Raw genomic sequence first — 7,060 nt, 5'->3', positions numbered from 1 at the left:
AGGTGTCCTTCTTACTACTTTTGCTTTCTTCTGTTTTAACAGAAGTCTTGCTTTCCTTGGTGAGCATGGCATGAGTGGTTTTCCATGCTTATTGATAATGTACACGAACAAGACGTGTACCTCCTTTCAGGAGTGAGTTCCTCCTCCCCAATGTTGGAAGGACTTGTTTGGCAGACAGCACCGCTCCTACCCATCAGAGCTTTTAACCATCTGCGACAGGGTTACGGACTGGAGGAGCATCCGTAAGTGTCATGACCCCTCCAACGTAGCCATTGAATGGCTGAGGGTAGTCAACTAGGGCTTGGCAAGCCCCCACTTCAAAAGCCGTTAGGCTTTAAGTGGTGGGTAGTTGACTTTTAATCACTTCTCCTCTTTTTCGTTTGTCGCAACAATTTTTTCGATAATATGAACAAACTGTTCAAGCTCTTCAAGCTGTAATTGGCTTAAATAACGCTCAATAATTTTTCTCCGCTCTGCCCGTGCGTGCTGAAGCATATGCCTTCCCTTTTCAGACAGCTGAATATACACGACACGCCGATCTTCTTCATCTCGCTCTCGCAACACAAATCCGCTTTTATATAAGCGATCAATCATCGTTGTGATCGCGCTCGGTTTCACAAACATTTCGTCCGCTAATTCACTTACTGTACATTTCCCGCGCTTTGAAAGCAAATTTAAAATAAAAAACTGCGGTTTCGTTAAGCCGATTTCCTCCTTTGTTAAATCCGCGGCCAATTTACGAACGGCCAATGAAAATGCATGCTCTAATCTCTCAACGAGTACAGTAAACGGCGTCCGCTCCATACACACCCCACCTTTTTTAATGATATAAATATTTAACACAGTTAAATATATACGAAAGAAAATATAAAGTCAATGAATCATTCCTGACGTATCAAATGATCCGCTCGTTCATACATTGTCATAAGGAGGGAGTGCGATGAAACGAGATGAACAAAAAGCGTTAGAAAGAGCGATTGCGGAAATTACAGAAATTGCTGAAGGGTTTGGGCTTGATTTTTATGAAATGCGCTATGAAATTTGTCCTGCTGACATTATTTACACGTTCGGAGCATACGGAATGCCAACACGCTTTTCGCATTGGAGCTTTGGAAAACAATTTCATAAAATGAAACTTCACTATGACCTCGGATTAAGTAAAATTTATGAACTTGTTATTAACTCCGATCCGTGTTATGCATTTTTATTAAATACGAACACACTCATTCAAAATAAATTAATCGTCGCGCATGTCCTTGCCCATAGCGACTTTTTTAAAAATAACGTTCGCTTCAGCAATACGAAACGGGATATGGTTGAAAGCATGGCAGCGACAGCGGAAAGAATTAAACATTACGAACACGAATACGGAAAACAAGAAGTTGAAAAATTTTTAGATGCCGTATTAGCTATTCAAGAACATATTGATCCGTCGCTCCTGCGCCCGAAGCTTGCATGGACGTTAGCCGACACGGAAGTGTACGAAGAGGAGAACGAAACGCGCAAACCGTCCCCGTATGACGATTTATGGTCGCTCGATGAAAAGAAAAAAACACAGCCCGTTCGAAAAAAACGAAAAAAGTTTCCACCACATCCAGAAAAGGATTTGTTGCTATTTATCGAAGAATATAGCCGTGAACTTGACGAATGGCAGCGCGACATTTTGACAATGATGCGCGAAGAAATGCTTTATTTTTGGCCACAGCTTGAAACGAAAATTATGAACGAAGGCTGGGCATCGTATTGGCATCAACGTATTTTGCGAGAAATGGATTTAACGAGTGACGAGGCGATTGAATTTGCTAAATTAAACGCCGGGGTTGTTCAACCTTCCCGCACCGGCATTAATCCATATTACTTAGGACTAAAAATTTTTGAAGATATCGAAAAACGGTGGGACAATCCGACCGAAGACATGAAAAAGCTTGGCGTCAAGCCAGGTTCAGGACGAGCAAAAATATTTGAAGTGCGCGAGCTAGAATCGGACATTTCGTTTTTACGCAACTATTTAACAAAAGAACTCGTCATGCGTGAAGATATGTATTTATTCCAAAAGCAAGGAAAAGACTATAAAATCGTTGATAAACATTGGGAACATGTGCGCGATCAGCTCGTGAACATGCGCGTCAACGGCGGCTTTCCATACATTACAGTCAACGATGGCGATTACATGCGCAACGGGGAGTTGTATTTAAAACATTGGTTCGAAGGAATTGAACTTGACGTCAAATATTTAGAAAAAGTGCTTCCATACATTTATCAGCTTTGGGGGCGTGCCGTTCACATCGAAACGATCATCGAAAACAAAACGACGTTATTCACATACGACGGACGAAACGTACAGCGAAAATATATATGAGCTACTGAGGGATCAGTAGCTTTTTTGTTGAAACTTTTTTCTTTTTTTTTCCGTACATACATATAAATAACAAGAAAGGTGGGTTTATATGGAGAAACGTCCTCTTATCGGCATCATCATCGGTACTATTTTAGGCATTTTTCTTCTCGTCATTGCCTTGACGTCATGGTACACCGTTGATGAGTCGGAACAAGCGATTATTTTAACATTCGGTAAAATTGATGAAGAAGTAAGTACACCCGGTCTACATTTTAAACTTCCTTGGCCTATTCAAAAAGTAGAAAAACTATCACGTGAAACGTTTAGTTTGCAGTTCGGGTACAAAGAAGAAAACGGAAAGGTTGTCGCCTCAAATGAAAGTGATACGAAAATGATTACAGGTGATGAAAATATTGTACTTGCCGATATGGTTGTGCAATGGAAAATTACTGATCCTGCAAAATTTCTTTACCGTTCATACGAGCCAGAGCAAATTTTGTACAATGCAACGTCTGCTTCTTTGCGCAGCGTCATCGGCAGTTCAAAAATTGATGATGCCTTGACCTCTGGCAAAGCAAAAATCGAGGCAGATGTGCGCGAATTGCTCACCGCATTAGTGAAAAAGTACGATATTGGCATTTCCATTTTAGCTGTCAAGCTACAAGACGTCGATTTACCAAACGATGAAGTGCGCAAAGCATTTACAAACGTTACTGATGCACGTGAAACGATGAACACAAAAATTAACGAAGCAAATAAATACCGCAACAAACGGACGAAAGAAGCCGAAGGGGAAAAAGACGCACTCATCTCTCAAGCAGAAGCAGATAAAGTGGCACGCATCGAAAAAGCACGCGGAGACGTCGCAAAATTTAACGCCTTATATGAAGAATACAAAAACGCAAAAGATATTACAAAACAACGGCTAATGATCGAAACGCTTGAACAAGTGTTGCCATACACGCGCATTTATATTATGAACGATGATGGAAATACACTAAAATATTTACCAATTCAACCGCTCGAAAAACAAACAACAGAGAAAAAGGCAGAGAAAGGAAGTGGTAACGAATGACAAACTTTCAAGACGATCAAAACGTCATTTCGTTTAAAGATAAAACGCCAACAAAAACAAAATGGTTTCGTTTCATCATCAGCGGCGGCATTGGTCTCCTTCTGTTGATCATTGCTGTAACTAATGCATATATTGTCCATGAAAATGAATATAAAGTTGTACGCCAATTCGGTGAAATCGTTCGCATCGATCAAACACCGGGATTGCGATTTAAAATTCCGTTCATTCAAACCGTCACGTCGCTACCGAAAGCGCAAATTTTTTATGACGTTGCTGAAGCGGAAATTAATACAAAAGATAAAAAACGAATTCTTGTCAATCATTATGCTATTTGGGAAATCACAAATCCAAAAGAAATGATTCAAAATGCCCGCTCATTAGAGAATGCAGAATCGAAAATGGATGAATTTATTTTCTCGATCGTTCGTACCGAACTTGGACGGTTAAATTATGATGAAATTATTAACGATGAGAAATCGTCGCGTGGTAGCTTAAACGATGAAGTAACAGCAAAAGTGAACGAGCTCTTACAACAAGATCGTTATGGTATTCGCGTCGTTGATGTACGAATGAAGCGCATTGACTTGCCAGAAGAAAACGAACAATCTGTGTATAAACGAATGATTTCCGAGCGCGAATCGAAAGCGCAAGAATATTTGTCGATGGGAGATGCGCAAAAACAACGTATTATCGCTCAAACAGACCGCGAAGTAAAAGAGATGCTCGCGAAAGCGCAAGCCGATGCAGAGCGCATTCGTGCATCGGGCGAACAAGAAGCGGCGCGCATTTATAACGAAACATTCGCAAAAGATCCTGAATTTTATTCCTTTTATCGCACGCTCGAGTCGTACAAAACAACAATTGGCGAAGATACAGTCGTCATTTTACCTGCCAACTCCCCATACGCCAAATGGTTGTTAGGGCAAACGCGCTGATCATTCAGCGCGTTTCATGTTTAAGTAGCCACGTTTTCATCTCTACTCCCCATGCATATCCACCAAGCTTTCCACCTGTACGTACAACGCGGTGACAAGGAACGATAATGGTCACCGGGTTATTGCCGACAGCATTTCCGACCGCTCGAACAGCTTTAGGGTTTCCAATTTGTTTGGCAATATGAGCATACGAAACCGTTTGTCCGTAAGGAATCGTCTGTAATGCTTCCCATACACGCATTTGGAATGGGGTACCAATGAGCCGAAGCGGAACGGAAAAAGATGTGCGCTTTTTCTGAAAGTATTGCTCAAGTTCTTCGATACAACGCATGAAACAAGTTGGTACATTTTCCTTCTGCTCGCCACACCGTTCTACCACATCAATGCGTTCAATGCCTTCATTCGCTCCCGTTATTTGTAGCCAACCGATCGGTGATTCATAATATGCGACGTGTTTCCCCATGCCAACTCTCCTCTACCAAATCACACAACATTTACAGCGAAAAAAAAAAGCCATCTTTTCATAAACTACATATAGCTCCTCACGATAAGGAGGGTTTGCGTTGCATACAGCCGATTATGATAAGGCGCTTTACCATACGTACCGATCTGAGTGGGATCACTTGCTTATTCTTATGGTACGCACAAAAGACGATTTGCTTTCGAAAAAAATTGAACAGTTTCTTCATGCATATAACTTCGAAAAGGATTACACCGTCGTTCAAAAACGATTGAACGCCTTGTTGCGCTATATCGATCACGCGCTAGACGTATGCGAACAAGAGCCGACATGGACGATGCAATACGGTGATTAAAGCGAAAGGGATAAACTCCTTTCGCTTTCCTTATACGACTGGATATGTTTGAATAAGCGGATGCAATACAATTTCATCAACCGTCATATGTTTTGGCGCGCTTGCCATATATACGACAGCCTGTGCAACGTCTTCTCCTTTTAGCCAATCCGCTTTTTCAGGCAAGCCTTGAGTCGAATGAGCGAAATATGTATCGACCATACCTGGATTAATCGTACCAACGCGAATGCCGTATGAACGCACTTCTTGTGCTACACTTCCTGAAAATCCTTGAACAGCATATTTTGTCGCAGTATATGCCGAACCATTTGCAATCGTGTAGCGGCCGACATCGGATGAAATTGTAATAATCGTGCCGGAACGTTGTTTTTTCATGTGTGGAAGTACAGCTTTCGTCCCGATAAACACACCTTGTACATTCACTTCAAATAGACGTTTCCACTCTTCGACTGTCGTTTCTTCCACAGGCTTAAATACACCAATGCCTGCATTGTTTACAAGCAAATCAATGCGGCCAAATGTGGCAACAGTTTCCGCGACGACCTCGTTCATTTGTTGTTCATTACATACGTCCGCTTGAAATGTTTTCGACCCTTTCAATTGTTCGCCAACACGGTGAATATCGGATGAACTCCCGATTAATACAAGTTTCATTCCTTGCTTAGCCAACGCATGTGCGATTGCCAAACCGATGCCGCGTGACGCCCCCGTCACAATCGCAACCTGCCCTTGTAACATGTTGAACACATCCTTTCTATGTTGTCGCTTTTATGTTACCCTCACCCTATACAAAAAACAACCGATAAGGTATTACACCTTATCAGCTGTTAATGCATATACACGCTCCATGACTGCCGTTTCTAACTGTTCTAGCTTCGTTTTCGCCTCCGTCAATGTTTGTCCTTTCACCCCAAAATAAAACTTCATCTTTGGCTCCGTTCCAGACGGACGCACGCAAAACCACGAGCCGTCCTCCAATACGTATTTTAATACGTTCGACTTCGGCAAATCGATATTCTCTCTTTCTCCTGTTTCCATATGCACTCGTTCGCTCGTCTTATAGTCTTCGCGAATGACTATACGCTGATTGGCAACAATAGTCGGTGGCTCCGAGCGAAACGTAGCTAATAACGATTCAATGCGCTCCGCTCCCTCTTTTCCTTTGAGCGTTAATGAGCGAAGTCCTTCTTGATAATATCCGTATCGCTCAAACAATTGCATAAGCGCTTCATATAAAGATAAACCTTGCTTTTTATAAAACGCGCATACTTCAACAGCTAAAACAGCCGCTTGAATCGCATCTTTATCTCGGGCGAAGTCGCCGATTAAATAGCCATAACTTTCTTCGTAACCAAATTGAAAAACATACTCGCCTGTTTGTTCGTACTGTTTAATTTTTTCACCAATAAACTTAAACCCCGTCAACGTATCCATCGTTTCCATATCGAATGACTGAGCGATTGCACGTCCAAATTCAGATGTGACGATTGTTTTAAATACAATCCCGTTTTTCGGTAACATTCCTTTTTCCTTCTTTTGTGAAAGAATGTAATGACCTAAATCCGTGACAAAACATCTTTACAATGGTCGCAAACCGTTGATACGATAAGGGAAAACGACGTTGACGACTCTTCATCAAGTAGGTGAATGTGATGAAAGATTTCCCGATTCGGTTTGTATTGACAGATGAAGCGATTACTCCAAGTGCTGGGCTTGCTCTCGTGGGCTACTTACTGCACCAAACGAAACTGGATAAACGAGTAAACGCCCTTCGGCTCCCAACGGTTCGTCGAGATGTGCACATTTCCCATAGCGACGTCATTCGCTCGATGATCGGCTTGCTTGCCACAGGAAAAACGGATTTTGATCATATCGAAGCGTATCGTCAGGACGATAT

At 41.9% G+C, this 7,060-nt stretch carries 8 protein-coding genes and 2 pseudogenes; 5 read left to right on the top strand and 5 right to left on the bottom strand.

Translation table 11 applies throughout. The features are described 5' to 3' along the window. Both BM213_RS15100 and BM213_RS13700 read right to left on the bottom strand, forming a co-directional pair. Positions 1–105: RRXRR domain-containing protein (locus BM213_RS15100; protein WP_279625328.1), on the bottom strand; the 105-nt coding region annotated here is incomplete at its 3' end. Positions 106–360: 255 nt separating this feature from the next. Next, positions 361–804, bottom strand: coding sequence for a MarR family winged helix-turn-helix transcriptional regulator (locus BM213_RS13700; protein ID WP_091705064.1), 444 nt, complete (start codon positions 802–804; stop codon positions 361–363). Positions 805–940: 136 nt separating this feature from the next. Here BM213_RS13700 and BM213_RS13695 point away from each other — a divergent pair, with 136 nt between their 5' ends. The 3 genes from BM213_RS13695 (at position 941) to hflC (ending at position 4,348) form a co-directional block, all read left to right on the top strand. Then, positions 941–2,359, top strand: a complete 1,419-nt coding sequence (locus BM213_RS13695) for a SpoVR family protein (RefSeq protein WP_091705062.1) — start codon at positions 941–943, stop codon at positions 2,357–2,359. An 88-nt stretch (positions 2,360–2,447) separates the two neighbouring features. Continuing rightward, the gene (gene hflK / locus BM213_RS13690; RefSeq protein WP_091705059.1) at positions 2,448–3,413 is read left to right on the top strand and encodes an FtsH protease activity modulator HflK; all 966 of its coding nucleotides are present in this window, start codon (positions 2,448–2,450) and stop codon (positions 3,411–3,413) included. Further along, positions 3,410–4,348, top strand: coding sequence for a protease modulator HflC (gene hflC / locus BM213_RS13685; RefSeq protein WP_091705056.1), 939 nt, complete (start codon positions 3,410–3,412; stop codon positions 4,346–4,348). Before hflK ends, hflC begins: the two co-directional genes overlap by 4 nt. A 4-nt stretch (positions 4,349–4,352) precedes the next feature. On the opposite strand, the gene BM213_RS13680 is transcribed toward hflC, so the two are convergent. Then, complete coding sequence (locus BM213_RS13680; RefSeq protein ID WP_091705053.1) at positions 4,353–4,811, bottom strand: methylated-DNA--[protein]-cysteine S-methyltransferase; 459 nt, start codon at positions 4,809–4,811, stop codon at positions 4,353–4,355. 100 nt (positions 4,812–4,911) lie between these two features. Between BM213_RS13680 and BM213_RS13675 the strand changes: the two genes are divergently transcribed. Then, a complete protein-coding gene (locus BM213_RS13675) occupies positions 4,912–5,163 on the top strand; it encodes a YhdB family protein (RefSeq protein WP_091705051.1) in 252 nt (83 codons plus the stop codon). 30 nt (positions 5,164–5,193) lie between these two features. Here the strand turns inward: BM213_RS13675 and BM213_RS13670 are convergent, their stop codons facing one another. Together BM213_RS13670 and BM213_RS13665 are read right to left on the bottom strand one after the other, a co-directional pair. Then, entirely contained in the window at positions 5,194–5,901 is a 708-nt protein-coding gene (locus tag BM213_RS13670) for an SDR family oxidoreductase (protein WP_091705048.1), read from the bottom strand. 72 nt (positions 5,902–5,973) lie between these two features. After that, positions 5,974–6,717 (bottom strand): annotated as a pseudogene (locus BM213_RS13665) (phosphohexomutase domain-containing protein); the annotation flags it as partial. A 98-nt stretch (positions 6,718–6,815) separates the two neighbouring features. Here BM213_RS13665 and BM213_RS13660 point away from each other — a divergent pair. Next, positions 6,816–7,060, top strand: a pseudogene (locus BM213_RS13660) (IS1380 family transposase); the annotation flags it as partial.

It is taken from the genome of Anoxybacillus pushchinoensis (assembly GCF_900111795.1).
Classification (GTDB): Bacteria; Bacillota; Bacilli; order Bacillales; family Anoxybacillaceae; genus Anoxybacillus; species Anoxybacillus pushchinoensis.
Note: the sequence above shows the minus strand (reverse complement) of the source record. Positions and strands in the feature narration are given on the sequence as shown.